33 protein-coding genes are annotated in these 25,697 nt (G+C 58.1%); 22 read left to right on the top strand and 11 right to left on the bottom strand.

Features of this window, described 5'->3' with window-relative positions:
* Nucleotides 1-75 precede the first annotated feature (75 nt).
* From gatC to HQ945_RS00555, 9 genes are all read left to right on the top strand, one after another.
* Nucleotides 76-363, top strand: coding sequence for an Asp-tRNA(Asn)/Glu-tRNA(Gln) amidotransferase subunit GatC (gatC, locus tag HQ945_RS00595; protein WP_027232513.1), 288 nt, complete (start codon nucleotides 76-78; stop codon nucleotides 361-363).
* 5 nt (nucleotides 364-368) lie between these two features.
* Nucleotides 369-851, top strand: a complete 483-nt coding sequence (locus HQ945_RS00590; RefSeq protein WP_027232514.1) for a GNAT family N-acetyltransferase — start codon at nucleotides 369-371, stop codon at nucleotides 849-851.
* A gap of 18 nt (nucleotides 852-869) precedes the next feature.
* Nucleotides 870-2,351: an Asp-tRNA(Asn)/Glu-tRNA(Gln) amidotransferase subunit GatA gene (gene gatA, locus HQ945_RS00585; protein ID WP_113280081.1), complete on the top strand. Its 1,482-nt coding sequence runs from the start codon at nucleotides 870-872 to the stop codon at nucleotides 2,349-2,351.
* Complete coding sequence (locus tag HQ945_RS00580; protein WP_113280080.1) at nucleotides 2,342-2,821, top strand: GNAT family N-acetyltransferase; 480 nt, start codon at nucleotides 2,342-2,344, stop codon at nucleotides 2,819-2,821. The genes gatA and HQ945_RS00580 overlap by 10 nt, the downstream gene beginning before the upstream one ends.
* Entirely contained in the window at nucleotides 2,821-3,615 is a 795-nt protein-coding gene (locus HQ945_RS00575) for a YdcF family protein (protein ID WP_113280079.1), read from the top strand. The genes HQ945_RS00580 and HQ945_RS00575 overlap by 1 nt, the downstream gene beginning before the upstream one ends.
* A complete protein-coding gene (locus HQ945_RS00570) occupies nucleotides 3,612-4,787 on the top strand; it encodes a BaiN/RdsA family NAD(P)/FAD-dependent oxidoreductase (RefSeq protein ID WP_027232518.1) in 1,176 nt (391 codons plus the stop codon). The genes HQ945_RS00575 and HQ945_RS00570 overlap by 4 nt, the downstream gene beginning before the upstream one ends.
* A gap of 53 nt (nucleotides 4,788-4,840) precedes the next feature.
* Nucleotides 4,841-5,206: a GFA family protein gene (locus HQ945_RS00565; protein WP_027232519.1), complete on the top strand. Its 366-nt coding sequence runs from the start codon at nucleotides 4,841-4,843 to the stop codon at nucleotides 5,204-5,206.
* Nucleotides 5,207-5,279: 73 nt separating this feature from the next.
* On the top strand, nucleotides 5,280-5,459 hold the full coding sequence (locus tag HQ945_RS00560) for a hypothetical protein (RefSeq protein ID WP_113280078.1): 180 nt from the start codon (nucleotides 5,280-5,282) through the stop codon (nucleotides 5,457-5,459).
* Nucleotides 5,460-5,784: 325 nt separating this feature from the next.
* On the top strand, nucleotides 5,785-5,967 hold the full coding sequence (locus HQ945_RS00555) for a hypothetical protein (protein WP_155810917.1): 183 nt from the start codon (nucleotides 5,785-5,787) through the stop codon (nucleotides 5,965-5,967).
* A 34-nt stretch (nucleotides 5,968-6,001) separates the two neighbouring features.
* On the opposite strand, the gene HQ945_RS00550 is transcribed toward HQ945_RS00555, so the two are convergent.
* Entirely contained in the window at nucleotides 6,002-7,534 is a 1,533-nt protein-coding gene (locus HQ945_RS00550; protein WP_027232521.1) for an acyl-CoA carboxylase subunit beta, read from the bottom strand.
* A gap of 154 nt (nucleotides 7,535-7,688) precedes the next feature.
* Entirely contained in the window at nucleotides 7,689-8,129 is a 441-nt protein-coding gene (locus HQ945_RS00545; protein WP_027232522.1) for a VOC family protein, read from the bottom strand.
* 271 nt (nucleotides 8,130-8,400) lie between these two features.
* Here HQ945_RS00545 and HQ945_RS00540 point away from each other — a divergent pair, with 271 nt between their 5' ends.
* The 6 genes from HQ945_RS00540 (at nucleotide 8,401) to HQ945_RS00515 (ending at nucleotide 12,164) form a co-directional block, all read left to right on the top strand.
* The gene (locus tag HQ945_RS00540) at nucleotides 8,401-8,982 is read left to right on the top strand and encodes a cold-shock protein (protein WP_027232523.1); all 582 of its coding nucleotides are present in this window, start codon (nucleotides 8,401-8,403) and stop codon (nucleotides 8,980-8,982) included.
* Between the two features lie 8 nt (nucleotides 8,983-8,990).
* A complete protein-coding gene (locus HQ945_RS00535; protein WP_113280077.1) occupies nucleotides 8,991-9,476 on the top strand; it encodes a DUF192 domain-containing protein in 486 nt (161 codons plus the stop codon).
* Between the two features lie 12 nt (nucleotides 9,477-9,488).
* The gene (locus HQ945_RS00530; RefSeq protein ID WP_027232524.1) at nucleotides 9,489-10,244 is read left to right on the top strand and encodes an alpha/beta fold hydrolase; all 756 of its coding nucleotides are present in this window, start codon (nucleotides 9,489-9,491) and stop codon (nucleotides 10,242-10,244) included.
* A 229-nt stretch (nucleotides 10,245-10,473) separates the two neighbouring features.
* The gene (gene cysE / locus HQ945_RS00525; protein WP_027232525.1) at nucleotides 10,474-11,298 is read left to right on the top strand and encodes a serine O-acetyltransferase; all 825 of its coding nucleotides are present in this window, start codon (nucleotides 10,474-10,476) and stop codon (nucleotides 11,296-11,298) included.
* Nucleotides 11,299-11,401: 103 nt separating this feature from the next.
* The gene (locus HQ945_RS00520; RefSeq protein ID WP_027232526.1) at nucleotides 11,402-11,608 is read left to right on the top strand and encodes a DUF3126 family protein; all 207 of its coding nucleotides are present in this window, start codon (nucleotides 11,402-11,404) and stop codon (nucleotides 11,606-11,608) included.
* A 28-nt stretch (nucleotides 11,609-11,636) separates the two neighbouring features.
* Complete coding sequence (locus HQ945_RS00515; protein WP_113280076.1) at nucleotides 11,637-12,164, top strand: gamma carbonic anhydrase family protein; 528 nt, start codon at nucleotides 11,637-11,639, stop codon at nucleotides 12,162-12,164.
* A gap of 53 nt (nucleotides 12,165-12,217) precedes the next feature.
* Here the strand turns inward: HQ945_RS00515 and HQ945_RS00510 are convergent, their stop codons facing one another.
* From HQ945_RS00510 to HQ945_RS00500, 3 genes are all read right to left on the bottom strand, one after another.
* A complete protein-coding gene (locus tag HQ945_RS00510) occupies nucleotides 12,218-12,826 on the bottom strand; it encodes a transglutaminase-like cysteine peptidase (protein ID WP_027232528.1) in 609 nt (202 codons plus the stop codon).
* A gap of 398 nt (nucleotides 12,827-13,224) precedes the next feature.
* On the bottom strand, nucleotides 13,225-13,833 hold the full coding sequence (locus HQ945_RS00505) for a PilZ domain-containing protein (protein ID WP_027232530.1): 609 nt from the start codon (nucleotides 13,831-13,833) through the stop codon (nucleotides 13,225-13,227).
* Between the two features lie 147 nt (nucleotides 13,834-13,980).
* Entirely contained in the window at nucleotides 13,981-14,598 is a 618-nt protein-coding gene (locus HQ945_RS00500) for a PAS domain-containing protein (protein ID WP_113280075.1), read from the bottom strand.
* Between the two features lie 306 nt (nucleotides 14,599-14,904).
* Here HQ945_RS00500 and HQ945_RS00495 point away from each other — a divergent pair, with 306 nt between their 5' ends.
* Both HQ945_RS00495 and HQ945_RS00490 read left to right on the top strand, forming a co-directional pair.
* Nucleotides 14,905-15,639 carry a rhomboid family intramembrane serine protease gene (locus HQ945_RS00495; RefSeq protein WP_036814811.1) on the top strand — a complete coding sequence of 245 codons (735 nt, stop codon included), beginning with the start codon at nucleotides 14,905-14,907 and terminating at the stop codon, nucleotides 15,637-15,639.
* A 109-nt stretch (nucleotides 15,640-15,748) separates the two neighbouring features.
* Nucleotides 15,749-16,180 (top strand): CBS domain-containing protein, encoded by a 432-nt coding sequence (locus tag HQ945_RS00490; RefSeq protein WP_027232532.1) that lies wholly within the window; start codon nucleotides 15,749-15,751, stop codon nucleotides 16,178-16,180.
* Nucleotides 16,181-16,186: 6 nt separating this feature from the next.
* Here the strand turns inward: HQ945_RS00490 and HQ945_RS00485 are convergent, their stop codons facing one another.
* From HQ945_RS00485 to folE, 3 genes are all read right to left on the bottom strand, one after another.
* Nucleotides 16,187-17,152, bottom strand: a complete 966-nt coding sequence (locus HQ945_RS00485; protein ID WP_027232533.1) for a patatin family protein — start codon at nucleotides 17,150-17,152, stop codon at nucleotides 16,187-16,189.
* 179 nt (nucleotides 17,153-17,331) lie between these two features.
* Nucleotides 17,332-17,748, bottom strand: coding sequence for a phosphoribosyl-AMP cyclohydrolase (gene hisI / locus HQ945_RS00480; protein ID WP_113280074.1), 417 nt, complete (start codon nucleotides 17,746-17,748; stop codon nucleotides 17,332-17,334).
* Between the two features lie 13 nt (nucleotides 17,749-17,761).
* Complete coding sequence (folE, locus tag HQ945_RS00475) at nucleotides 17,762-18,388, bottom strand: GTP cyclohydrolase I FolE (protein ID WP_027232535.1); 627 nt, start codon at nucleotides 18,386-18,388, stop codon at nucleotides 17,762-17,764.
* Between the two features lie 267 nt (nucleotides 18,389-18,655).
* Between folE and HQ945_RS00470 the strand changes: the two genes are divergently transcribed.
* The 4 genes from HQ945_RS00470 (at nucleotide 18,656) to HQ945_RS00455 (ending at nucleotide 22,504) form a co-directional block, all read left to right on the top strand.
* Nucleotides 18,656-19,102 carry an iron-sulfur cluster assembly scaffold protein gene (locus HQ945_RS00470; RefSeq protein WP_113280073.1) on the top strand — a complete coding sequence of 149 codons (447 nt, stop codon included), beginning with the start codon at nucleotides 18,656-18,658 and terminating at the stop codon, nucleotides 19,100-19,102.
* An 8-nt stretch (nucleotides 19,103-19,110) separates the two neighbouring features.
* Nucleotides 19,111-19,473 carry a membrane protein insertion efficiency factor YidD gene (gene yidD / locus HQ945_RS00465; protein WP_113280072.1) on the top strand — a complete coding sequence of 121 codons (363 nt, stop codon included), beginning with the start codon at nucleotides 19,111-19,113 and terminating at the stop codon, nucleotides 19,471-19,473.
* A gap of 110 nt (nucleotides 19,474-19,583) precedes the next feature.
* A complete protein-coding gene (gene thrS / locus HQ945_RS00460; protein WP_113280071.1) occupies nucleotides 19,584-21,572 on the top strand; it encodes a threonine--tRNA ligase in 1,989 nt (662 codons plus the stop codon).
* Between the two features lie 95 nt (nucleotides 21,573-21,667).
* Nucleotides 21,668-22,504 (top strand): 1-acyl-sn-glycerol-3-phosphate acyltransferase, encoded by an 837-nt coding sequence (locus HQ945_RS00455; protein WP_113280070.1) that lies wholly within the window; start codon nucleotides 21,668-21,670, stop codon nucleotides 22,502-22,504.
* Here the strand turns inward: HQ945_RS00455 and HQ945_RS00450 are convergent.
* Nucleotides 22,501-23,475 (bottom strand): hypothetical protein, encoded by a 975-nt coding sequence (locus tag HQ945_RS00450; RefSeq protein WP_113280069.1) that lies wholly within the window; start codon nucleotides 23,473-23,475, stop codon nucleotides 22,501-22,503. The genes HQ945_RS00455 and HQ945_RS00450 overlap by 4 nt on opposite strands.
* 179 nt (nucleotides 23,476-23,654) lie before the next feature.
* Here HQ945_RS00450 and HQ945_RS00445 point away from each other — a divergent pair, with 179 nt between their 5' ends.
* Nucleotides 23,655-24,248: a nitroreductase family protein gene (locus tag HQ945_RS00445; RefSeq protein ID WP_175584940.1), complete on the top strand. Its 594-nt coding sequence runs from the start codon at nucleotides 23,655-23,657 to the stop codon at nucleotides 24,246-24,248.
* An 11-nt stretch (nucleotides 24,249-24,259) separates the two neighbouring features.
* Here the strand turns inward: HQ945_RS00445 and HQ945_RS00440 are convergent, their stop codons facing one another.
* Together HQ945_RS00440 and HQ945_RS00435 are read right to left on the bottom strand one after the other, a co-directional pair.
* The gene (locus HQ945_RS00440) at nucleotides 24,260-25,132 is read right to left on the bottom strand and encodes an HpcH/HpaI aldolase/citrate lyase family protein (protein ID WP_113280068.1); all 873 of its coding nucleotides are present in this window, start codon (nucleotides 25,130-25,132) and stop codon (nucleotides 24,260-24,262) included.
* Nucleotides 25,132-25,587 carry a MaoC family dehydratase gene (locus HQ945_RS00435; protein WP_113280067.1) on the bottom strand — a complete coding sequence of 152 codons (456 nt, stop codon included), beginning with the start codon at nucleotides 25,585-25,587 and terminating at the stop codon, nucleotides 25,132-25,134. Before HQ945_RS00435 ends, HQ945_RS00440 begins: the two co-directional genes overlap by 1 nt.
* Between the last annotated feature and the right edge of the window lie 110 nt (nucleotides 25,588-25,697).

The following is a 25,697-nucleotide window of genomic DNA, read 5'->3' as shown; positions in this document are numbered from 1 at the left end:
TGCGTCTTGTCCGTTGCGCTCGGGCGCGACGGACACTATAGCTCTGGAAGAAAAACCCGAACTTTAGGAAGTCCCATGTCTGTCGACGTATCCACCGTCAAGCGCGTCGCGCATCTCGCCCGGATTGCCGTGAGCGAAGCCGATGTTGAGCGCATGACCGGTCAGCTGAACGCCATTCTCGGCTTCGTGGAACAACTTGACGAGGTTAACGTCGAAGGTGTCGAGCCGATGACGTCGGTAACGCCCATCGCGATGAAGAAGCGTCGTGACGAGGTCGATGACGGTGGCAAGGCTGCCGATATCGTCGCCAACGCGCCGATCCACGAGGAAAATTTCTTCGTCGTTCCGAAGGTCGTGGAGTAAGACCAATGGCCATCTCCATAGCCATCGAAACTCCATTGCAGGATGATGTAAGGTCGCTTGTTGCCGATCTTAATGCGCATTTGTTGCCGCTTTCTCCGGTCGAGTTCCAGTTCAAGATGACCGTCGAGGAAATGGCGGGCGCCGATACGACCGTTTTCGTCGCGCGCGATGAATCGGGCTTTGCCATCGGGTGCGGCGCGCTTAAAGAGCATGCAGACGGGCTTGGCGAGATCAAGCGCATGTTTACGCGGCCAACCGTTCGCGGCCAGCGCGTGGGATCGGCTTTGCTCGAGGCGATTACGGCCGTTGCGGTGGAAAGGGGCGTCACGCACCTCGTGCTTGAGACCGGCGTCGGGCCGGGCTTCGACGCGGCGTGGCGGCTCTACCAGCGCGCGGGGTTTACCCGTTGCGGCGTCGTGCTCGACTATCCGGATTCCGAACACAGTGCATTTTACGAGAAGCGGCTGGCGCTGACGCCGGCCCAATAGACAGGACCAGTCTCTGATATGACCGATTTGACCGCTCTCACCATTGCCGAGGCGCGCGACCAGTTGAAGGCGAAGGCGATCACCGCCACGGAACTCACTGGCGCCTATATTCAGGCGATCGAGAACGCGAACGATGCCCTGAACATCTATGTCGCTCAGACGCCGGAAAAGGCGCTGGAAATGGCCAAGACATCGGACGCGCGGCTCGCAACCGGGCAGGCTGGGGCGCTTGAAGGCATTCCGCTCGGTATCAAGGACCTGTTCGGCACCGAAGGCGTGCACACCCAGGCAGGTTCGCACATTCTCGACGGCTTCAAGCCGCACTATGAATCGACCGTCACGGCGAATCTCTGGGCTGACGGCGCCGTCATGCTCGGCAAGCTTAACATGGACGAGTTCGCCATGGGCTCGTCGAACGAGACCTCCTTTTACGGCCCCGTAAAGAACCCGTGGCGTGCCAATGGCTCGAACATGGACCTCGTACCCGGTGGATCGTCCGGCGGTTCGGCTGCTGCCGTTGCGGCTCACCTCTGCGCCGGCGCGACGGCGACCGATACCGGCGGTTCCATCCGCCAGCCCGCGGCCTTCACCGGCACCGTCGGCATTAAGCCGACCTATGGCCGCTGCTCGCGCTGGGGCATCGTTGCCTTCGCCTCGTCGCTGGACCAGGCCGGGCCGATCGCACGGGACGTGCGCGACGCTGCGATTCTGCTGAAGTCCATGGCTTCGGTCGATCCGAAGGACACGACTTCGGTCGATATCGCGGTTCCGGACTACGAAGCCGCCATCGGCAAGCCGCTCGCCGGCATCAAGATCGGCATTCCGAAGGAATACCGCGTCGAGGGTATGCCGGAGGAGATCGAAAAGCTCTGGCAACAGGGCATTGCCTGGCTGAAGGATGCAGGCGCTTCGATCGTCGACATATCCTTGCCGCACACGAAATATGCGCTCCCGGCGTACTACATCGTTGCGCCGGCGGAGGCATCGTCGAACCTCGCCCGTTATGACGGCGTACGCTACGGCCTGCGCGTGCCGGGCAAGGACATCGTCGATATGTATGAGAAGACGCGCGCCACCGGCTTCGGTGAAGAGGTGAAGCGCCGCGTAATGATTGGCACCTACGTGCTGTCCGCCGGCTATTACGACGCCTATTACCTGAAGGCGCAGAAGGTGCGCACGCTGATCAAGAAGGATTTCGAGGATGCCTTCCATGCGGGCGTCCATGCGATCCTGACGCCGGCTACGCCATCGGCGGCATTTGGCATCGCCGATCAGGACATGGCGGCCGATCCGGTGAAAATGTACCTCAACGACATCTTCACCGTCACGGTGAACATGGCCGGCCTGCCCGGCATCGCCATACCCGCGGGTCTCGACGCCAAGGGTCTGCCGCTTGGATTGCAGCTCATTGGGCGGCCGTTCGATGAGGAAACGCTGTTTCAGGCGGGCTACGTCATCGAGCAGGCAGCCGGAAAATTCACCGCTCCGAAATGGTGGTAATCAGGCGCGCAACAGAAGCCGACATCGCGGCAATTGCCGCAGTCGGCTCCCGCGCCTGGGCATCCAATATCTTCTCGTTCGAGCCTGAATTGCCGGGCATGCGTTCGCATGTCGAACGGGCGTTTCAGTCTTTTGCCGAAAGTTCCTATCAGCACGTGACGGTTGCCGAAGTCGATACAACCATCGTCGGATGGGGTGCTCGCGAAAAGGATAATGACTATATTTCCGACCTTTGGGTCGAACCTGCCGTTCAGGGGCAGGGCATTGGTTCGCAACTCCTGCGGGTTCTCAAGATAGCGATAGCAGATGCTGGATATGCGAAAGCCCGCATCAGCACGCATGCCCGCAATTCCGGCGCCATTCGGCTTTACCGGCGCGAGGGTTTCGCGATCTTCGAACAGGGCCTTGAATGGTCGACCAGCCTTGAGCGCGAAATCGAGAAGGTGCACATGCTGGCGGAGCTTGGCTGATGTTCTTTGCCGCCTCGAAAATCTTCTGGTTCTTTGCGCAGCCGCTCCACTTCTCGATCTTGCTGGCGGGACTGGCGTTTCTGGCAATTCTCCTGTCTCGCAGGCGCCTCGCACTGGCAACGGCTGGCCTGTCGTTTCTTATTCTCGGCGTCGGCGCCTGGACATCGGTCGGCGCACTGATGATGCATCCGCTTGAAGACCGCTTCCAGCGCCCTGTGACCATGCCGGACAGGATCGACGGCATCATCGTCCTCGGCGGCGGCTTCGAGGCCGGAATTAATCTCGTCCGTGGCGGCTATGAGCTCAACGGCAGCGGCGATCGCTTCATCGAGGCGGCCATTCTCGCGCGGCGTTTTCCAGAGGCAAAGGTGGTCGTCACCGGTGGTGCGGGTGACCTGATCCTCGACGGAGAAGCGGACGGCGTGACCGCGCCGCGCTTGCTGACTGCTCTTGGCGTCGCGCCCGAGCGCCTTCTGCTCGAATCCAAGTCGCGCAACACCTACGAGAATGCAATGTTCACCAAAGCCATGGTTGACGCGAAGCCCGACCAAACCTGGCTACTGGTTACATCGGCGTTTCATATGCCCCGTTCGATGGGCCTCTTTCGCAAAGCTGGCTTCAATGTCCTGCCGTGGCCGTCCGATTACCGGACTTCGGGCAAGGAGCACCTCGGCATCGCCCAGGACAATGCCCAGGATTCGCTGCAGAACCTCTCTATGGCGCTGCGCGAATGGATTGGTCTCGCTGTCTATCGGCTGACCGGACGTATCGACCAACTGGTTCCCTCGCCATGAAGGTGGACGTCCTTATCATCGGCGCCGGGGCTGCCGGCATGATGTGCGCCATTGAAGCGGGAAAACGTGGACGTTCAGTGCTGATCATCGATCACGCCGCTGCGCCCGGCGAGAAAATCCGGATATCGGGGGGTGGGCGCTGCAACTTCACCAATCTCAATGCCGCGCCGCAGAATTACATCAGCAAGAACCGCCACTTTTGCATATCGGCCCTGCGCCGGTACACGCAGCGGGATTTTATCGCCCTCGTCGATCGTCACGCCATTGCCTGGCATGAAAAGACGCTGGGACAGCTGTTCTGTGATGGCTCGTCCAGGCAGATCATCGACTTGCTCGTCACGGAAATGAAGCGTGCGGGCGTGGAAATGCGTCTACGCACAACGGCAAGTTCAATCGAACCGATCTCCGAAGGCTACAGTATCGACCTCGATGGGCAGAAGGTCAGGTGTGCATCGCTTGTTGTCGCTTGCGGCGGAAAATCCATTCCGAAAATGGGTGCGACTGGATTTGGCTACGATATCGCCCGCCAGTTCGGTATCCCTGTCACGGAGACCCGGCCGGCGCTGGTGCCGCTGACCTTCGACGAGAAGACGCTTGCACCGATCAAGCCCCTCTCTGGCGTTTCGGTCGATGCGGTGGTTACGCATGGACGCACCAGTTTTGCCGAGGCGATGCTCTTTACGCATCGCGGCCTCAGCGGCCCGGCGATCCTGCAGATTTCGTCTTTTTGGCGGGAAGGCGATACGATCTCTGTGGCGATGCTGCCTGGCACCAAGGTCTTCGAGGCCTTGCGCGGCGCGCGCTCGCGCAATGGCAAACAAGCCCTGCAGACTGCGCTGGCGGAGCTTCTGCCGAAGCGACTTGCGCAGCTTATTGCGGAAAACAGCAAGATCGATACGCACCTTGCCGACCTTTCGGACAAGCAACTCCTGGCCGTCGAAAAGGCCGTGAACGATTGGCAGGTCAAGCCGGCCGGCTCGGAAGGCTATCGCACGGCGGAGGTCACGCTCGGGGGCGTCGACACAGACCATCTCGACCAGAAAACGATGGAGGCAAAGTCGCACAGGGGACTTTATTTCATCGGTGAGGTTGTCGATGTAACCGGTTGGCTCGGCGGCTATAATTTCCAGTGGGCCTGGTCGTCGGGCTGGGCGGCGGGTCAAGTTGCATAAACCTGCATAAGCTGAAATTCTGATGATGACTATTTCGCCTGAGGGAGGCAATCATGACCATTCATGCAAGCTGCCATTGCGGCGCCATCAAATTCGAGGTCAGTGAAAAGCCGGCATCCGTAACCGCCTGCACGTGTACCTTCTGTACCAAGCGCGGGGCGCTGTGGGCCTATTACACGCCGGATCAGGTCAAGCTCTCGATAACGCCCGAAGCGGATGCCGTTTACTCGCGCAGAGGCTTCAGCAAACACCATCATTGCCTCGTATGCGGTTGCGGCACGTTCTCGGTACTGCCGACCTGGGTCGACTTAAAGCCGGATTTCGAACATCCGCGCACCAGCGTCAATGTTCGGCTGTTCGACGATTTCGATATCGCCTCGCTGCCGGTCAAAACGGTTGACGGGAGAAATCTCTGGTAAGTCGTTGCCTCCGGTCGAGAATCCTGCTTCCCTGACCCCGGGGCGATGTTTCAGTCAAACTGGGAGGCAGGCCATGTGGATCAATCTGACTGACGTTAATGGCGACCACGTTACCGTAAATTTCAATCACGTTGTTTCATTCAATCCCTATGGTGCCGGAACGCATATTGTAACGATCACGGCCGGGTTGACCTTCTTCGTCAAGGAAACTACTGACGAAATTCAGAAGAAGGTTGGAATTACCGCAAGCTGAACGGTCCTGAACGACTTTGTCTGTAACGGCCAGCATCTTATCCTGACCGCCTTATCCCTGCATTTCCAGGCCCCTACGATCCCGTGAGCGCAATTTTATTACGCGTGGGGCCGCTTTTACGCAATGAACATAACGCTTATTCATCGGCGGGGAAACTATTCGCAATTTACTGGTTTTATTCAAATATAGGTCAAAATTCGATACAAAGAGTGATTTGTTAAATCGGTTTAGATCCCCTATTTGTATAGCATGTAGCGGACAAATGCGTCTGCTGAGGGAAGAGTACTCTGTTTGACGGAGTAGTTCGAAGTGGAGATGTTGCGGAATGATAACAATAACTAAAGACACATCATCATTGCCAGATACAAATGTACTGAAGATTGCAAACATTGCAAAAGCCAAGCCGACCATGATCAAGGCGACCAAGAAGTTGAGCCAGCCTGGCGAAAGCCGGACGATTTCGCAGATATTGCGCGAGTCCAGCGGCGGTTTTAGCTTCCGCCGTTAAGTTTCCTGCGCTTGCATAATTGGAAGAAGCACGATTACAGCGGAATATTATCGTGCTTCTTCCATGGATTTTCCAAATTCTTGTTGCGCAGCATGCGTAGCGCCCTTGCGACCCGCTTTCGCGTGGAATGGGGCATGATCACTTCATCGACATAACCGCGTTCCGCGGCAACGAATGGTGACAGGAACCTGTCTTCATAACGCTTCGTATGTGCGGCGATCTTCTCGGCGTCGCCGATATCCTTGCGATAGATGATCTCGACGGCGCCCTTGGCACCCATGACGGCGATCTGGGCTGAGGGCCAGGCGTAGTTGATGTCGCCGCGCAGGTGCTTCGACGCCATCACGTCATAGGCGCCGCCATAGGCCTTGCGCGTAATGATGGTGATCTTCGGGACAGTCGCCTCGGCATAAGCGAAGAGCAGCTTCGCCCCGTGCTTGATCAAGCCGCCATATTCCTGCGCGGTGCCGGGCAGGAACCCCGGCACATCAACGAATGTGACGATCGGGATATTGAAGCAGTCGCAAAAGCGCACGAACCGGGCCGCCTTACGTGAGGCATCGCTGTCGAGGACGCCAGCAAGCACCATGGGCTGATTGCCGACAATTCCCACAGTCCGGCCCTCGACGCGGCCAAAGCCGATGACGATATTCTTGGCGAAGCTTTCCTGAATCTCGAAGAAATCGGCTTCATCGACGGTTTTTCGGATCAGTTCCTTGATGTCATAGGGCTTGTTGGCATTGTCCGGGACCAGCCGGTCGAGCGAGTGGTCCGGCTCGTCGGTTGACTGGAAACATTCGATCTCGGGAAGCGTGGCCGTGTTCGAGGCAGGCAGGAAGTCGATCAGCCGGCGCATTTGCAAAAGCGCTACCACATCGTTGTCGTATGCGCCGTCGGCGATGGAGGATTTCGTCGTATGGATCGAAGCGCCGCCAAGCTGTTCGGCGGTCACGGTCTCGTTGGTAACGGTCTTCACCACATCCGGTCCCGTCACGAACATGTAGGACGTATCGCGCACCATGAAGATGAAATCGGTCATCGCCGGCGAATAGACATCGCCGCCCGCGCAGGGGCCCATGATCACCGAGATTTGGGGAATGACGCCGGACGCGAGCACATTGCGCTGGAAAATCTCGGCATAGCCGCCGAGCGCCGCGACGCCCTCCTGAATACGCGCGCCGCCCGCATCATAAAGGCCGACCACAGGGGCGCGGGTGCGCAGCGCCATATCCTGGATTTTCTGCACTTTCTCCGCGTGAGCCTCGGAAAGCGAACCGCCGAATACAGTGAAGTCCTTGGCAAAGACGAAGACCGTCCGGCCGTTGATGGTTCCCCAACCGGTGACGACGCCATCACCCGCAAATTTGGTTTCTTCCATGCCGAAATCGGTCGAGCGATGCTCGACGAACATGTCGAATTCTTCGAACGACCCTTCGTCAAGAAAGATGTCGATGCGCTCGCGCGCCGTCAGCTTGCCACGTTTGTGCTGCGCTTCGATCCGTGCCGCACCGCCACCCTCCCGGGCAATTTTCCTGCGGCGTTCAAGCTCGATCAGCACGTCCTTCATGGCATCCTCCTCACTTTCTTCGATCTGATATCAGGTGAGGAGGGTGCTTGGAAGCTGTTTGTATTTGCGGCACTATCGCGCCGCGGAACGCCCGGAACATCGTGCGCTCCATTGGCCTGACGCATTGACTGCTCAGGACTTTGAAAGTCCCGGCTTACCAGACGCCGGTATTCGGCATAGAGGCCCAGGGCTCCTGCTTGGGAAGGTCGGGGCCCTTCTGAATGATTTCGATCGAGATGCCGTCGGGCGAGCGCACGAATGCCATATGCCCGTCGCGCGGCGGCCGGTTGATCACGACACCCTCGTCGGCGAGCTTCTGGCAGGTCTCGTAGATATTGTCGACGACGTAGGCAAGGTGGCCGAAATTGCGCCCGCCGGCGTATTCCTCAGGGTCCCAATTATAGGTGAGTTCGAGTTCAGGCGCGCGTTCGGCGGCCGATCGTCCCTTGTCTTCCGGTGCGGCGAGAAAGATCAAGGTATAGCGTCCCTTCTCGTTTTCCATGCGGCGAACTTCCTCAAGTCCGAACTTGTTGCAGTAGAAATCCAGCGATTCATCGATATCGCGGACACGGACCATGGTGTGAAGATAACGCATCTTTAGCCTCGGACTTTCTTTCAGGTGGATCGGATGGGCGCTGCAACCATACTCGTAACTTTGGTTGAGGGCCGGGGATGTTTCGTAACACTTACTATTTAGCTCGACAAATTTGTGGCGGTTCGAGCAAGGGTTGTAGATAATGCTCAACAGTTTTGCCTGTGGTTTTCAGTAAAAACAGGCAGATCATACTTGCTCTCTGGCCGCGGTCAGGTGCTATTCTTGAAGAAGAGAATCAGTGGTTTCTTGCAGGAGAGGAGGGGCTCGCTTCATGTCTGACAGACCAGTATCAGCCCGGCAATCCCAAGATAGTGAAAGTTTGAGTGACGGATTGGACCTTATCGAGGTTTCGGGCGCGATAAAGTGGTTTGATGTTGCCAAGGGCTACGGCTTCATTGTTCCCGATAATAGCGAGCTTCCAGACATACTCCTTCATGTGACCTGCCTGCGTCGCGACGGTTTCCAGACCGCGCTCGAAGGCGCCCGCGTCGTTTGCGAAGTCAAGCAGGGCGAGCGCGGCATGCAGTGCTTTCACGTCAAATCCATGGATAACTCAACCGCGGTCCACCCGACGGAATTGCCGCCGGTCCGCACGCATGTGACGGTGACGCCATCGAGCGGGCTCGAGCGCGTTCTCGTCAAGTGGTTCAACCGCACCAAGGGCTTCGGATTCCTGACCCGCGGCGAAGGAACCGAAGACATCTTCATTCACATGGAAACGCTGCGCCACTTTGGCCTGACCGAACTGCGGCCGGGGCAGGTGGTTCTGATCCGCTTCGGCCATGGCGAGAAGGGCCTGATGGCTTCCGAGATTCACCCGGATATCGGCACGCAGTTGCCTGCTTCCCACTGACGCCAGCCATGTCGCGCCCGGCATCGTTTCTCGTCAGCCTGCTTTTTCTCGTATTTGCAGTCCTTCCGGCCCTTGCCCTCGATCAGGGGTCGATGCGCCTTCCAATCGACGCCAAGCCGCTGACGATCAATACGGCGCGCGGTGACGTGCCGTTTCGTGTCGAAGTTGCCGATACGGACGAGGAGCGCGAGCGCGGCCTGATGTTCCGCACGGATCTTAAGGACGACAGCGCCATGCTCTTCGTCTTCGACGAATCCCAGCTCGTTACAATGTGGATGGAAAACACGCCGTCTGCGCTCGACATGCTGTTTCTCGACGCCAATGGTCGTATCTCGGCAATCCGCGAACATGCGGTGCCTTTTTCGCGTGACATCATATCTTCGGGCGGCCCGGTTCGCTTTGTCGTTGAGGTGAAAGCCGGTACCGTAAAGCGCCTCGGCTTGACAATTGGGGACAAGGTGCGGCATCCCGCTATAAATGCCATAGGTCATTGACGGACCCAGCCGATGCAATTCTTCGAAAATGACGGACTGAAGCTCGCTTTTCTGGACGAGGGCGAGGGTGAACCGATCCTGCTTATTCATGGCTTTGCTTCATCCTCCTTCTACAATTGGGTGCAGCCCGGCTGGATCCAGACCCTCACTGCAGCGGGCTACCGGGCGATTGCCATCGATAATCGCGGCCACGGCAATTCCGACAAGCCGCACGACCGGTCGCTTTATACCCCCACCTTGATGGCAGGCGACGCCGCAGCGCTGCTCGACCATCTCGATATTCCGCAAGCCCATGTCATGGGCTATTCGATGGGCGCGCGCATCAGCGCCTTTCTGGCGCTCAATCATCCGGAACGCGTCCATGACCTGATCTTCGGGGGACTTGGCATTGGCATGGTCGAGGGTGCGGGCGACTGGTCGCCCATTGCGGAAGCACTTTTGGCCGACGATCCAGATTCCGTCAGCCATCCGCGCGGCAAAATGTTCCGCATGTTCGCCGACAAGACCCAGAGCGACAAGGTCGCGCTGGCTGCCTGCGTGATCACCTCCAAGGAGGAAATCAGCGAAGCGAACATGGCGCGGATAACGCAGCCGACGCTCGTGGGTGTCGGGACCAAGGATGATATCGGCGGGGACCCGCATCGCCTCGCGGCGCTCATGCCCCGGGGCGAAGCCATCGATATACCGAACCGCGACCATATGCTCGCTGTCGGCGACAAGGTCTTCAAGCAGGCGGTCATCGAATTTCTCAAACGGAATCCTCTGTAATCTCCAGGCTTGCAAACCGGAACCCTCAGGATCACTGATCGTTTCTTGCGAGAGCGCCCCGTATGGAGTATGGGAACGCCATCATTTTGAGGATTGTCGGTTCAGTCAAATCGATCAAGGCTTCAATTTTTCTTGGTCGCTGGGTCTGGAAATTGGCGTGTCAAGGAAACACTTTTGCCTTATGCTTCACCAACGAGCATAAAAATTGGCCGAATGCTGGAGTTAGGAAATGCCATCAAGCAGTCCGATAAAGATGACCGGTTCAGTACAGCAGATGGACCCGATCTGGCATGCAATCCGGGCGGAAGCGGAAGAGACCGTCCGTAACGAGCCGTTGCTTTCCACGTTCCTCTATTCGACGATCTTGAATCACCAGTCGCTCGAAGAAGCGGTTATCCACCGTATATCGCAGCGCCTCGACCATCCCGATATGGAATCCGAACTGCTGCGCCAGACCTTCACCACCATGCTGGAGGCCAATCCGGCATGGTCGCAAGTGCTGCGCGTCGATATCCAGGCCGTCTATGATCGTGACCCTGCTTGCACACGCTTCATTGAGCCTGTGCTCTATTTCAAGGGCTTCCAGGCCATTCAGACGCATCGCCTCGCCCATTGGCTGTGGAAGGAAGGGCGCATCGATTTTGCCCTTTATCTGCAAAGCCGCTCGTCATCGGTGTTTCAGACCGATATTCATCCGATGGTGCCGATGGGCCAGGGCGTGTTCTTCGATCATGCAACCGGCATTGTCGTCGGCATGACGGCTGTGATCGAGGATAATGTCTCCATCCTGCAAAACGTGACGCTAGGCGGTACGGGCAAGGAGTCGGGCGACCGCCATCCGAAGATCCGCAACGGCGTGCTGATCGGCGCCGGCGCCAAGATTCTCGGCAATATCGAGATTGGTCACTGCTCAAAGGTTGCCGCGGGTTCCGTGGTTCTGAAGCCGGTTCCGCATAATGTCACCGTCGCAGGCGTGCCCGCACGCGTTGTCGGCGAGACCGGTTGCGCCGAGCCTTCACGCGCCATGGACCAGCTCATAACAAACTTCGACTAAGCGGAAACACAGGTCTCCACGCGGCACGTGGCAGCAATCGGCCCTTTACACGGCTGACTTCTGCGTGCCAAAAGCGCTCAAGCAAATACGACAGGAGACCCCAGTGAAACCCGAAGAACTGAAAAAACTCGACAGCTATTTCAAGCGCACGTTCCGGAACATGGACCTAACTGTCAAGGCACGCCCGCGCAAGGACGATTCCGCCGAGCTTTACATCGGTGAAGAATTTCTCGGCCTCATTTACAAGGATGAGGACGAAGGCGAGCTCTCCTACAATTTCTCCATGGCAATCCTGGAGATGGATCTCTGATCCATCCAACGTTCGGTAAGGAGCATCCATGCCGATATTCAACCTGGATGGACACGAACCTCAGTTCGAGCGCCGCAGTTCGAACTGGATCGCGCCGGACGCCACGATCATCGGCAAGGTGTTTCTCGGCGAGGACGCTAGCATCTGGTTCGGCGTGGTTTTGCGCGGCGACAACGAACTCATCCACGTCGGGCGCCGTTCCAATGTTCAGGAACACGTCGTCATGCACACCGACATGGGCTTTCCCCTGACGATCGGCGAGGGCTGCACGATCGGGCATCGCGCCATGCTCCATGGCTGCGCCATTGGCGATAATTCGCTGATAGGCATCGGAGCGATCGTGCTGAATGGCGCCAAGATTGGCAAGAATTCACTCGTCGGCGCTGGCGCTCTTGTCACCGAACGCAAGGAATTTCCCGATAATTCGCTGATTGTGGGTTCGCCCGCCAAAGTGATCCGCACTCTGGACGATGCCGCGATTGAGAGTTTGAGGCTGTCGGCCCTTCACTATGTGGAAAACGGCAAGCGCTTCATGCGCGGCATGGAGATCGCCTGACACAAGAAGACCGGCTCCGCTGAAGGAGCCGGCGTTCTGCGTCGAGGTGTCGGTTATTGCTCGATGCTGCCGACCAGGACCTGGCGGTCGTCGTTGATCGAAACCCATGCACCGGTATTGTTCGTCGCCTGGCGCTTCAGGTAGTCATAGCTCGTTTCACTCCATGCCTTGATGCGCGGCTCCAAATTGTCGAGAACATAGTCGCCGCGATCGGTGCGGACCGTCAGCACCGCATGGCCTTCGCCGTTCATCTGCCGCACGACGGTGATGAGGAGATCGCTCAGCGGGACGCCGGCTTCATTGATGAGCTTGCGCTTCAAAAGAACGTAGTCCTCACAATCGCCCTTGGTTGTCGGATAAGACCAGACCTCGGCCTTCCCCCACATATCCATGTCCGTTGCAGGTTCGATTTTGGCATTGACGCTGCTGTTGACCTGCACGAGCAGGGCCCATGTCTTCGACGTCAGCGCAACGGGCTGCTGATTGCTGCTCTTGATGTTGCACTCATTCTTGTAGGTCTGGCAAAATTCGTAATGCCCGATCGGCTGCGATGTGCGTGAGCCGGTCTTCATGAACGGCGCATTGGAACTGACTGGATCCGCGCTAGCTGCCAGGCAGGAAGCCAACAGCGCCACTCCAACCAAGATTGTCTTTTTTATCATACCGTCGTCTCCCCGGTTGAGACGACAATGACATAGAGAGTTTGATCGGCCGGAAATGCATGTGAGTAAATATGAATCAAATCGGTAGCAAAAAATAAACGAATTTGACTATAACCAGTATTAAGTTTTATTATTGTTTTATTTAAATTAGATTATAAATGAAATTTCGAAAGTATAGTAGAATTAAACATCGGTTATTGCGAGAAGAGCGTGATTGAAAATCGATTAACATGTTTCGGGAAAGGGCTCAGGCCAGCGCCGTGAACAGGCCGCAATCTCGTCAATGATGTTCACCGATGATGAACCATATCTGTAGAATTGTTTGCAGGGCAGGTCGAAATGATCGTTGTGCACACGCGGTGCCGCGCACCATTAGCCGTCAGATTGAGGAAATGAACTCAGTGCTCGAGCGCCAAGCCAATGGTGTCACGGCTCTGGACCGTGGCAAATTCGATGGCGATGCCTTCTTCGAAATGCCGGACGACCCGGCCACGCATCGTCCCGAGCACGACCTCGCTGTTGAGGGCAGGGCGTATGCGAATTTCCACGGCAGCGCCGGAGATCGACAGGTCGATGATGCGGCAGGGGTACTGGCGCCCGTCGGCCATGGAAAGCGTGCTGATCGGATTGCGCGGCGCAACGCGCTGGTGGCGGCGGTCTTCCGGCATGTCGAGTTCATGCTTGTTGGTAAGCCAGGTCAACTGCGCCGCGATTTTGTTCTTCTTGCGGTCGGACGCCACAAGGGAGATCAGAAACCCGCCACGCACCGCGCGCTCGACCGTACCTTCAATCCGGCCGATGTGATCGATGTAGGCGATGACGCGCTCGCCATTATGCGCCATGACATCGGTGGTGAGGATGGCATTGCCGGGTGACATTTCCTCGATCTGGCAGGCGTGCTCGGTCCGGTCTTCGAGCATGAAGCGGCCATAAAGCTGCACCTTCACACTGAAGAATTTGCCCGTGGCGGCAGGGCTATGGCTCGGAACGTCACGGTGGAGTTGCATAAAGGTGTCCAGATGGCGGAATCTAGGAGGTGGGTGGTGCTCATAGACTAGGACACAAGTCTTAATGCCAAGGTAACAACAACTGGTGGTTGCTCATAAATTGCTAACCTCGCCCATTAACGGAGCGAACCGCGAAAGTAGAAATTGCTACGACTTGATCCTGCCGCCTTCGATGACGCGTAGATGCCCGACCTTTCGACTAACCAGCGTGCGCGAGGCGGAAGGCGGGACAGCTGCCTCCGGCGCTATGCCCAAATCAGTCTCGTGCCGGGTCTGGCGCGGGTCCACAAAGGAGACCGTTTGGATGTGATTTTCAACTATTGCATCGGATTCAAGCCAGAATGGCCGGCCGACGATTGTGATTATTCCCATGAGATGACGTTCGTTTGCCTCGCTGGCGAGCGGCAGAAGGACGAACTTGAACAAGGTCTTGCGGCCGCGTGCGCTGCGGCCCTCACAGTCGATCTGAACCGCCGTCTTGCTTGTCATGCAATTTTTGACGAGGCGCAGGATGCTGTTGCGATCTTTGGGCTGCCATAGTGACGCGAAGGGCTGGCGGCCGAGTTCCTTGCCGTAAATTGCACAAATGCGGGTGCCGGCCAGCCGAAAACGCGGTTCGCCCGAACCACTCGACTGCAGGATGAACGTGTCTGGAAGCCGCGCGCCGAGGGCAGCCGGTACAATTTCCCGTCGCTCAGGAGCCGCGCGCGGTCCGCGCAGCCTGTCCCAATAGGCGAAAAGCCTGCCAATATCATCGTGCCGCATGAGATCGATTTTCCGGACGCCGAAGCGATTCTGCTTCTGTCTGCCTGACTCTGACAGGCGCCCTTGAAAGGTGCTACCTGGGAAGTGGCAAGGTCCACCGCGGCTGGCAATTAACGTTAACAATTGGTTTCGATTGAGCGCTGGCTCCGTCTGTGAGACAAAGACCCCATTGAAGATTGCAGATACGAATGCTCATGAAACTTACGGCCGCTCGCTTCCAGCTGAGCGGCCTTTTCTTTTGGTGCTTGCCTTGGCGATGCGCCCCGAACCGGATAGCTTGCCCCGGAAACAATAACGAGGCGGTGCATGAGCGAGCGAGGGGACATCCGAAAAAACACCACCGGCCGCGAGCCCGTTTTCAATATTCCTGGCATCATTCTCGCTATCATGGGCTTGTGTGCGCTCGTCTATATCGCGGAGGCATATGTCCTTGATGAGCAGCAGGCCGACACTCTCCTTTTGAATTTTGCCTTCATTCCCGCACGCTTCTCGCAATATGGCGGGTTCTATTCCCCCTCGGCCTGGCTGACGATGGTTACCTATTCGTTCATGCATGGCAGCTTCGCCCATATTGCGCTCAACATGATCTGGCTTGCCGCATTCGGCTCGCCGTTGGCCGCCCGCATAGGGCCCTTGCGCACAACATTGTTCTGGATTGCCACGGCCGTTGCGGCCGTCCTGACCCATTTTGCCGTCTATCCCGACAGCATGACGCCGCTCGTCGGTGCCTCAGGTGCGGTTTCGGGAATGATGGGCGCGGCCGCCCGCTTCGGTTTCCGCAGGTCGGACTCGCGCAATTCCGCAGCATTCGTCGGCGATATCCTGCCCATCAGCGTTGCCCTGCGCATGCGCTCGGTCATTGTGTTCCTGGGCGTCTGGTTCGTTACGAACATAGTCACGGGCCTGCTTTCCGTCGGGGTGGATAATTCTGCGACAATCGCATGGGAAGCTCATATTGGCGGCTTTCTGGTGGGTTTTTTCGGCATATCCCTGTTTGACAGGCCTGATCGTGGTCGTACGGACGTAGATCTGTTGGTATAATTGCTCAGTAGTTGCAATAAGCGCGACTTACGCGCACGATGAACCTAGACCATCGGATGTAATTGGGGGATTTCGGCGGTCGAATGTCGATTGTGCAAGGAGGATGTACATGACAGTCAAAATGATACTCGAACGCAAGGGTTACGACGTCTTCAATACGAATCCGGAGACCACCCTCGGCCAAGCGGTCGCCATGCTTGCCCAACACAAGATTGGTGCGATTGTCGTCTGCAATGACAAGAGAGCGATAAAGGGCATTCTTTCCGAGCGCGACGTGGTGCGGGCGATTGCCGCGGAAGGCGCCGACGCACTGGCGAAGCCCATTTCGGAGATCATGACCGTCAAGGTCAGCGTGTGCAGCGAACGCCACACGGTCAATCAGGTCATGGAGATGATGACGCGCGGACGCTTCCGCCACCTTCCGGTCGAGAAAGACGGGCAGTTGCACGGGCTTGTGTCGATTGGTGACGTCGTGAAGCTTCGTATCGAAGAGGTCGAGCGGGAATCCGAAGAGATTCGCAGCTACATCGCAACGGCTTGATTAGGCTCAGAAAACCAGCTTCTGCATGCGCTCGAGTTCACCGAGGCGCGCCATGGTCTCTTCATAGCCGAGTTTGATCGCTTCGTCTGCGCGATGAAACTCGGCAAGACCGACATGGCCGATTTTCGGCAGGAGCGCGATATCAGGTGGATCGCCCGCCATACGCGCCCGCGAGATGCGGTCCTGAATGATGTTGAATGCCTCCATCATCACGCCGGTAATTCCGAGCCGCTTGGACGCGGGACGGCTTGCTGCAATTTCGCCGTCGCCCCTTGCCGAGATAGGACCCTCTGCCGCGTGCTTGATGACGGCAGCGCGTCCGAACTGATCGTAGTGCAGGTTGACCGCCACGACGAGCGGTTGCTCATGTGCGCGGCACACCGATACCGGCACCGGATTGACCAATGCGCCATCAACCAGGGTGCGGCCATTGCAATCCACCGGCTCGAACACGCCGGGGAGGGCATAGGAGGCGCGCATCGCCGTAATCAGGCTTCCGCGTGTAAGCCAGATTTCGTGGCCTGTGTTGATTTCGGTACAGACGGCGATGAAGGGCTTGCTGAGTTCTTCGATCGAAAGCTCTTCGAGGTGGTCGCGTAACCGCCTGTCGAGTTTCATGCCGCCGAACAGGCCATTGCCTCGGAACCGCAGGTCGAGCAGGCTGAAAATGCCGCGCTTGGTCAAGCTGCGGGCAAAATCCTCGAGCTGGTCGAGCTTGCCGGCGAGATAGCAGCCACCGACGAGAGCGCCGATCGAGGTTCCGGCGATCATGGAAATCTCGATGCCGGCCTCGTCGAGCGCGCGCAGTACACCGATATGCGCCCAGCCGCGCGCCGCGCCGCCGCCCAGCGCCAGGGCAATGGGCGTCTTCCGCTCTCGCGGCTGCTCTGGTGCGATCAACTGCACGCCCGGGCTATCACTGATGCCGATTGATTCTGCTGCGCGCAACCGGCGCGATGCCCATTCGAGCATGGCACACACTCCTGACGTCGTACTGGCTCATTATCCCTCTACATTGGTATCCAAAGGATAAATATTGCGGAATTGTGACCCCTTAGCCAACCAAGGAAATAGGATTACAATGGTCGATAATGGCGGTTACGAGGCATAGAGGATATCGCGGCCATATTGGCCCTATGGCTAAGTAAGCTCTACTTTGTCTCTAACAGCATTACCAATGCGGATGTTCCATTTGCGGTCACCACCTGACGATAGAAGCAGGAACGGCGACCCGTATGGCATGTCGGGCCATCGCCCGCGACCCGGACCTTGAGCCAAAGCGCGTCCTGGTCGCAGTCGGTGTGCATCTCGACGACGGTCTGCAGATTTCCCGACGTTTCGCCCTTTTTCCAGAGCGTACCGCGTGAACGCGACCAATAATGGGCAATGCCTGTCTCGAGGGTAAGGCGCAACGCCTCAGCATTCATATGCGCAACCATCAACAGTTGGCCGTCGCCTATATCGGTAACGATGGCGGTGATCAGCCCGGACGCGTCGAAGCGCGGTGCGAACACCGCGCCCTCTTCGTTCTGATGTTTGTCAGCGAGCGGATCCGCGAAGTCAGTCATAAACGTGTTCGGACTATCGGCCTTTGACGAGTGTCATGAACCGGACTTGTTCGTTGACATCGGACTTGTAGGTCCCGGTGAAGGTTGTCGTGGTCGTTGTCGAACCGGACTTGCGGATTCCGCGCATCGACATGCACATGTGTTCAGCTTCGATCATCACGGCAACGCCACGCGGCTGCAGCGAATTCTGAATGGCATTGGCAATCTGCGCGGTCATGCTCTCCTGCGTCTGTAGGCGGTGCGCATAAATATCAACGACGCGGGCGATCTTGGAAAGGCCAACGACCTTCTCGCCATCAGGCAGGTAGGCAACGTGGGCTTTGCCGACGATCGGTACCATATGGTGCTCGCAATGCGAGAAGAACGGGATGTCCTGAATGAGAACGATATCCTCGTAGCCGGCGATTTCCTCGAACGTGCGGCCGAGCACCTCGGCCGGATCCTGTCCGTAACCGGAAAACAGTTCCTTGTAGGATTTGGCGACACGTTCGGGCGTGTCGAGCAATCCTTCGCGGTCGGGATTGTCGCCGGCCCACAGCAGCAGCGTACGCACTGCGTCTTCAGCTTCCTGTTGAGTGGGGCGTTTCGAATTGTCCTGCTTGGCCGTTGCCGACTGCAAGTTCTTAATTACCGCATCCATCGCGATCTCCCGTAGCCGCCCTCAAAGGAGCGACGAGTTAAACGGCAATACACGATAGTCGTTCTGGCGAACGGACGGTGTATTGAAGCTAGCATTGACGGATTTGCCAACGCCACCAGCATGTTATCGAAAGAGAGAATTTAATCTATTCGACTTTGTGCTGGCCTACTCACATACTATATAGAGATCGAGTATGGAATTCATAGGGTAAAACGATACGGATTGACGCAATTGCGATGAACACTGTGTCGAGGACAGGCATCCATCATGATCAATGACGTTTATAACGGGCGGATTCTAGAATTCGCCGGGAATATTCAACGGGTTGGCCGCCTTGCAGATCCCGATGCCACCGCGACGGCACATTCGAAACTGTGTGGCTCGACGGTTATCGTTGATTTGAAGATGAAGGATGGCGTTGTCTCCGATTTTGCCCATGACGTTCGTGCCTGCGCCCTGGGCCAAGCCTCGTCTTCGATCATGGCGCGACATGTCATCGGCGCGACGGCGCAGGAATTGCGCGACGTCCGCGATACGATGTTCAGAATGCTCAAGGAAAACGGATTACCGCCTGAGGGCCGCTTCGAGGACCTGAAGTTTCTCGAACCCGTGCGCGACTACAAGGCGCGCCACAACTCCACCATGCTGACATTCGACGCGGTCGTCGATTGCATCAACCAGATCGAAAAGAAGACCGCAGAGGCTGCGGCCTGACCAGCGCCATGTGCGACCAAAAGCTGCGCGATCAAACTCGACCTTCATCCCGCTATAGCAGGAACTGGAACGGACCCTGGCGAAAAACGCCCGGCCGGCTGCTCGGAACCGGTTTGGTGAGACTTTACCAGCTCACACTGTCCGGCTTCATCGGGAATTCCTGCCGCCACCTGCCGACCTGTTCGGAATACGCCTACGAGTCGATTGCACGCCATGGACTGTGGTCGGGCAGCTGGATGGGGCTCTTCCGGCTCATGCGCTGCGGACCAGGCGGAACCCATGGCCTCGATCCCGTACCGACGGCGCTCGAAAGCCGCTATGTCTGGTACATGCCCTGGCGCTACTGGGCAATCGCCTCACGCAAAAGCTGAGGGGTACTTTACGCCAGCCGAAACAGGCTTTAGAAGTCCGCTCGCCGGCAGGAAGTCCGGTTGTTCAACACCACCCGCAATCGTTGGCGGGACTGGATAGGAGTGGTTATATGTCCGAGGCAGTTGCAAAGACTGTGTCCCTGCGTTTCCCCGATGGCTCCCAGCGCGACTACGACGCTCATCTGACCGGGACGGAACTTGCAGAATCGATTTCCAAGTCACTGGCGAAGAAGGCGGTCGCCTATGCGGTCGATGGCGTCGTGCGCGATCTTTCCGACCCGCTGCAAAAGGGCGGTGCGGTCGAGATCCTGACGCGCGATGATCCGCGCTCGCTCGAACTTATCCGGCATGATTGTGCCCACGTCCTTGCCGAAGCCGTCCAGGAATTGTTTCCCGGGACCCAGGTCACCATCGGCCCCGTCATCGAAAACGGATTCTACTACGATTTCGCCAAGAACGAGCCGTTCACGCCCGACGACCTGCCGGTGATCGAGAAGAAGATGCGGGAGATCATTGCCCGCAACAAGCCGTTCACCAAGGAAGTCTGGTCGCGCGAGAAGGCCCGCAAGGTTTTTGCCGAGAAGGGCGAGGCCTACAAGGTCGAGCTCGTCGATGCCATTCCCGAAGGCCAGGACCTGAAGATCTATGCGCAGGGCGATTGGTACGATCTCTGCCGCGGCCCGCACATGGCCTCGACGGGCCAGATCGGCAATTCGTTCAAGCTGATGAAGGTGGCGGGCGCCTACTGGCGCGGCGACAGCAATAATCCAATGCTGAGCCGCATCTATGGAACGGCCTTTGCCAACGACACTGATCTCAACGCCTATCTCCACATGCTGGAGGAGGCCGAAAAACGAGACCACCGCCGTCTCGGCCGGGAAATGGACCTGTTCCATTTCCAGGAAGAGGGGCCGGGTGTTGTATTCTGGCATCCGAAGGGCTGGCGCATGTTCCAGAACCTCGTCAGCTATATGCGCCGCCGTCTTGACAGCCATGGCTACAGCGAAGTCAATGCTCCGCAGGTGCTCGACAAGTCGCTGTGGGAGACGTCAGGTCACTGGGGTTGGTACCGCGACAACATGTTCAAGGTCACGGTTGCCGGCGATGAAACGGATGATGAGCGCGTTTTCGCGCTGAAGCCGATGAACTGCCCGGGTCACGTGCAGATTTTCAAGCATGGCTTGAAATCTTACCGCGATCTGCCGGTAAAACTTGCGGAATTCGGCAATGTGCATCGCTATGAACCTTCCGGAGCGCTGCATGGCTTGATGCGCGTTCGCGGCTTTACCCAGGATGATGCCCACATTTTCTGCACCGACGAGCAGATGGAGGCCGAGTGCCTACGCATCAACGACCTTATCCTGACGACCTATGCCGATTTCGGCTTCGAGGGCATTACGGTGAAGCTGTCGACGCGTCCCGACAAGCGCGTTGGGTCGGATGAGCTTTGGGACCGCGCCGAAGCAGTGATGAGCAAGGTGCTCAACACGATCGAGGCGCAGTCGGGCGGCAAGATCAAAACGGCGATCAATCCGGGTGAGGGCGCTTTCTACGGCCCCAAGTTCGAATACGTGTTGCGCGATGCCATCGGCCGCGACTGGCAATGCGGAACGACGCAGGTCGATTTCAACCTGCCGGAGCGCTTCGGCGCTTTTTATATAGACTCGACTTCGGAGAAGAAGCAGCCGGTAATGATCCACCGCGCTATCTGCGGTTCCATGGAACGGTTCCTCGGCATCCTGATCGAGAACTATTCCGGACACATGCCGCTGTGGTTTGCGCCAGTACAGGTCGTGGTAGCGACGATCACCTCCGAGGCCGACGATTACGGTGCGCAGGTCGCCAAGGAGCTGAAGGCCGCCGGCCTGCAGGTCATCACCGACTTCCGCAACGAGAAGATCAACTACAAGGTGCGCGAGCATTCCTTGCAGAAAGTCCCGGTCATTCTCGTCTGCGGTATGCGGGAAGCGGAAGAGCGTTCGGTCAATATGCGTCGCCTCGGCTCGCAGAGCCAGGTGTCGCTAACGCTGGATGAAGCTATTGCGCAACTGACCGCCGAAGCAACACCGCCTGACCTGGCGCGACTTGCCGCGCAATAGGCGAAAAGTCGAAATATGACGGCGCGGTGACGTTCATCGCGCTGTCACGAGATTACGAGAAAATTGTTCAAATTTATTTCAGCCAAAGGTCTAACGTGCACTTTCCCGAACTCTCCTATGCCAATGACACCCAGTCGCGCCTGACCCAGTGGCTGATCCGGGCCATCGAGGGTATATCGGGCCGCAACTATTATGCGGGCCTCTATGATATCTGGCGCCGGGACATCGTGCCCGCCGGCATCGATGTCTTCTGCCGCATGATGGATCTGATCAATGTCCGGCTGGACGTTCAGGACCAGTGGCCGCCGCGCGATCTGCCGGATACGCCGCTCGTCATGATTGCCAATCACCCCTATGGCATTGGCGATGGTATCGCGGCTCTTGCACTCGCCGAGCAGCTTGGCCGGCCGTTTCGGGTGCTCATCAACAACGATCTTCTGAAGGTGCCGGAAATTCGCCCCTACGCCTTGCCGGTCTGTTTCGATGAAACCAAGGAAGCCATGGCAATGAACATGGCGACACGCCATGAGGCGGTGCGGCTTTTAAAGGAGGGCGTGACGATCGTCGTCTTTCCGGCGGGCGGCGTTGCAACTGCGCCCAAGGGTTTCGGGCGAGCCGAAGACCTGCCGTGGAAGATATTTCCGGCCAAGCTCGTGCAGCAGGCCAAGGCGTCGGTGATACCTGTCTATTTCGGCGGTCAGAACGGCCGTGTCTTCCACCTTGCCAGCAAGGTGTCGATGACGCTGCGCATTTCGCTTCTCATTCGTGAATTCCGGCGGCTATCGGGAAAATCCATCGAAGCGCACGTCGGCAGGGTTATCGGCTGGGATGAATTGAAGGACCTCGAGGATCGCAAGCAGATGCTCGAATACCTCTACAACGCCGTTTTCTCACTTGATCCCAAGTTCCGCCCGGCAACAAGCGCAGTCTAATCCAAGGGCTCTTCACCATCTGCGGGTTGGCTGGCGCTGGTGGCGGTAGCTGCGCCCTCGGACGCGACGACTTCAACATCCTGGTTGCGGCCGGCGACGACCTTGAAGTCGCGCTGATAGATCTTGTCCTTATTCTTGGCGATGATCACATAGTCGCCCTCAGCCAGAACGATTGACGCAAACGCGCCAACGCTTTCCCGGACGATATCCCCAGACGTGGTAAGCACGGACCAGGCCGTATCGGCCAACGCCTCGCCGCCTTGCTCGCGTACAAGCTTCAGCGTCAGCTGCGCCGCCCTGTGCTCGACATTCGCCTCGGTAATCTTCCCGGCTTCGACACGGATATCGGCGCGGATCACGGCATTGGCCGTGCCATAGTTGGAAACGATCTGGTAGGTGCCAGTATTGAGGCGCACGACCGTGTCCGGCTTCACATCGGGAATGATGAGCGCGCGCTCGCCGTTTGAATCTTCATGGTCTTCATAGATGGAGAAACGCAGCTGATCGGGCGGGATGCGACCGCCACCGGAAAGGACGGCATTGAGTTTGACGCCGCCGGCGTCAAGGATCATCGTCTCCGAGCGTTTGGCGCGGGTCATGGTGATGCGCTTGGTTGCGCCAGCGCGCCCAAACGCAACATGGACGAGATAGCTGCCGGGTGCGAGGTTGAAAGAGGTCGTGCCGCCCTTGGCTGTTGCAAGCAAGGCGAGCTTGCCGTCAGCACCGGGCTCGGGAGCGAAGACACGCCACACCAATCCGCGGCTGATGGCGCCGCCATCGTCGGAAAGCTTGGCCGAAAGCATGAGTTCGGGTTCGTTGGCCAGCGGGTTGTTGGCGGGAGCCTTGGGATTGGCATATTCGCGCAGATTGGGAATCGTTGGAAGTTCAACCGTCGGCGTCTGCGGCAGATCCGGCGCCAGTGCCTGGGCCAGCGCGCCTGGAACATTGATCGCCAGGCCGGCAAACAGCATCGCAATGCGGACATGTCCGCATTTAAAAGCTTTCCGCCCCACCCGGGAATTATTGGCTGCACCCATGTGATGGTTTGATCCGAAGCCGATGGCAATTTCAAGGCTTTTTCGCTATGCCGCACCTTTACTTGGCCCGGGAAACCACCACATTGTCGGCGCATCGCAAAAGCAGGATCATTATGGATACATCTGTGCCCCACTCCGTCATCGAATTCTTGTCGACGCGCAGCTCGACGCCCATTTCAGCGATCGGGCTTCCGGGTCCTTCCGATGGCGAGATCGAAACGATGATCCGCATAGCTTCGCGGGTACCCGACCATGGGCGCCTGACACCCTGGCGCTTCATCGTCTATCGTGGCGAGGCGCGCGAGCGGATTGGCACCCATCTTGCCGCGCTGGCCGAAGAGCGCGAGGGGCCGCTCACCGAACAGCGGCGCGAGCAGGAACTGAAACGCTTCGCCCGGGCGCCGCTGGTCATCGGCGTGATCTTCTCCCCAGTCGATCATCACATTCCTGAGTGGGAACAGTTTCTTTCCTCCGGCGCCGCCGCCATGAACCTTTCGCTGGCGGCCAATGCGCTCGGCTACGCCACGAACTGGATCAGCAACTGGTATGCTTCTGACGAGAAGGGCCGGGCCTTGCTGGGGCTGGCGCCGCATGAGCGAGTCGCCGGCTTCGTTCATATCGGGACCTGCGCCCAGAAGGTTCCGGAGCGTCCGCGGCCCGAGATAAAGGATATTCTTTCCGAATATTCCGGTCCCTGGGAGGGCTGAGACGGAAAGTATCAGGCTGCTGACCGCGCCCGGGCCAGGAGGCGCTCGGCGCGTTTGAGATGCGGCCGGTCAAACATCAACCCGTCAATGCCGATAACGCCTGCCGACGGTTCGGCCGCGAACGCATCGACGATCTTCCGCGCCTGGGCGACAGCGTCGGCCGATGGCGTAAAGACCGTGTTGATGATGGGCACCTGCGTCGGGTGGATCGCGAGCTTTGCGGTAAAGCCGTCGCGCTCCGCCTCGGTGCATTCGCGTTCAAGGCCGGCATCGTCGCGGTAATTGATATAAACCGTATCGATGGCGGCGACGTCCGCGGCCGACGCGCCGAGGATGGTCACGGCGCGGGCGAGGCGAAACACGTCCGTATAGGCTCCGGTCTCGTTGCGCGGCGAGCGCGCGCCGATTGCCGCCGATAGGTCTTCAGCGCCCCAGCTGAGGCCCGCCAGACGGCCGGAACAGCCCGGATAACTGGCGGCAGAAAGCGTCCCGATGGCAGTTTCGGTGATGAGCGCAAGGATCTTCGTAGCCCCTTCTTCTGCGCCGCTGTTGGCTTCATGCACATTGAGCTTGGCGGAAAGCCGCGTTACGTCCTTGCCGCTATTGGATTTTGGCAGGAGGATGCCTTCAGGCATGGCGGGCATCACCGCCGCGAGATCATCATCGGCAAGCCCGCTTGCAAGGTCGTTGATCCGTACGAAAAGCCGGGGCGCGTTTTCGGTCCGATGCGCCCGCAGGAATGCCGAGGCGATGTCGCGCGCCGCTTCCTTGCGAGCCGTGCCGACCGAATCCTCGAGATCGACGAGCAGGACGTCGGCGCCGCTTCCCAAGCCCTTTTCCAGCTTCTTTTCCGAGTCGCCGGGTACGAACAGAAGTGAACGCATCAGGCCGCACCCTTCGATTTCATCATCGCCTGCCGCGTACATTTGGCGACGAGAATGCCGTGCTGGTTGAAGGCCCTGTGTTCGAATTCGACGATGCCGCGTTCGGGCTTGGATTTCGACCGGCGGACCGAAATGACCTGCGTTTCGACGCGCACGGTATCGCCATGAAAGAGCGGAGAGGGGAATGTCACGTCGGTCATGCCGAGGTTGGCAATGGTCGTTCCGACCGTCGTATCATTCACCGATATGCCGATCATCAGCCCCAGCGTGAACAGCGAGTTCACCAGCGGCTTTCCCCACTCGGTCTTCGAAGCGTAATCGAAATCGATATGGAGGGGCTGCGGGTTGAGCGTCATGACCGAGAAAAGCATGTTGTCGCTCTCGGTGACCGTCTTGCGCAGCGCATGCTGAAACACATGCCCGATCTCAAATTCTTCCAGATAAAGCCCGGCCATACGCCTCGCGTCTCCTCTATGTTTTTGCGAGAGACTAGGGCGGCCTGCTTGAGTTCGCAACCTGTCGCGTGGACATGCATGGTTAACGCGCATGGTGAACGGATCGTAAA

The organism is Phyllobacterium pellucidum (assembly GCF_013327855.1).
Classification (GTDB): domain Bacteria; phylum Pseudomonadota; class Alphaproteobacteria; order Rhizobiales; family Rhizobiaceae; genus Phyllobacterium; species Phyllobacterium pellucidum.
The sequence above is the reverse complement of the archived record's forward strand: the minus strand, read 5'-3'. Positions and strand labels throughout refer to the sequence as shown.